General features: G+C 63.8%; 1 protein-coding gene and 1 pseudogene. Both read left to right on the forward strand.

Annotated elements, in window-relative coordinates:
• Positions 1–252: 252 nt before the first annotated feature.
• Positions 253–456: pseudogene (locus BG842_RS28615) on the forward strand (DMSO reductase); the annotation flags it as partial.
• Positions 457–460: 4 nt separating this feature from the next.
• On the forward strand, positions 461–1,504 hold a 1,044-nt coding region (locus BG842_RS32710; RefSeq protein WP_069449821.1), incomplete at its 3' end, for a molecular chaperone TorD family protein.

Consider the following 1,504-nt stretch of genomic DNA (forward strand, 5'->3'; position numbering starts at 1 on the left):
TAGCTGCCGAGGATATCATCGAACGACTCTACATGAAAAGGCCATCTCTACGAGGTTGAGGGGAAGCTCCGGCTCACTGATTACGGGTCTGAATAGCGACGTCAGTCTCGGGAGAAGAAAGCGTCGTACTACATCGCCAAGTATGGAACGTTTTTCTTGATCAGCTAGTCGGGCATGGGTTTTTACCAGTATCGCGTTGTGTCCCGATCGGTTTGTAGATGAGGATGGTGTAGTCGCTCCGAACCGTGACGAGATAGTCCTCGATCGTTCGCGTTCGCCGTCTGGAACGGGTCGAACATGGAGCGGTCCGGTCGAAAGGGCGTGAGCGAGTGGCACCACCTCGCGTTCAGCTCAGAGTCGGGCGGCGCGCCGTTCGAGACGCTGCTCTGGACCGTCGCTGGACTCGCCATCGTCGTCGTCGTCCTCGTCACCGTTTCTGCCGTTCGGAGGACCTGATAGTATGACTGACACCACAGACCACACGCTCGCCGACGGCGAGCGACCGCAGGAAGGCGGCGTCGTCATGGACTGGCTCCGAGACGAAAGCATCGAAACCAGCGCGGCAGCGCGCGGTGGCGTCTACGCCCTCCTCGCGCGCTCGTTCATCGACCCGGACGGTGAGTTCTACGCCGCCCTCGCGGACGGTCGGCTCAACGCGCAACTCCAGTCGTTGCTCGACGCGAGTGGGTTGTCGGTCGACGCGCCATCATTGACGACCGACGACGACCACGACATGCTCGCGGCGCGGTACAACGACCTGTTCGTCATCGGCTTCTCCGAAGTGCTCGACCCGACGGACGGGACGGTATCCTCACAGGATCCGCCGGTCCCGCTGTACGAATCCACGTATCGGTCGGAGGTTTCGTGGAACGACGTCAACCTCGATCTCGCACGGGCGTACGAGTATTTCGGCGTGGACGTGGACGAATCGGACCGTGACAACCACGACCACATTCGGTTCGAACTCGAGTTCATGGGGTATCTGTGCCGCCGAGAGGCCGCCGTCGACGCCGACGTGGCTCGTGCTCGTCTCGATTTCCTCGACAGGCACCTCCGCGTTGCCGCGAACGGTGTCGCAGACCGACTGGCCGACGAGCCAGGAACCGGGTTCTACGGCGCGGTCGCGACGCTCCTCGAACGGTTCACCGAAGCCGACACGGAGGAGTTGGCGGGCACGCCTCGACGGAGGAGGAGGATGAGCGGCCGAACCGAACGCGGCGGGGTGGAATCGCTCTTGCAACCAGTCGGCGACCGCATCCGAGCGGTCGCCGACCGCTCGCCGCTGTCAGCCGACGTGGCTGCTGGCATGCTCGCGCTCACCACCGCCGGAGCCGCAAGCGGGATTCGAATCGGGCGGAATGCGCCCACGTCGTTGCCCGCCGTCGTCGGCGAGATGACTCCGACCGTCGAGATGATGGCGCTCCTCGGTCCGGCGTTCGCGGCGTTCGTGCTTGCGCTGGCGTCCGAGACCGAACTCGAACGAGCGGGCTTCCTGTTCGTCGCG

The organism is Haladaptatus sp. W1, assembly GCF_001723155.1.
GTDB classification, from domain to species: domain Archaea; phylum Halobacteriota; class Halobacteria; order Halobacteriales; family Haladaptataceae; genus Haladaptatus; species Haladaptatus paucihalophilus.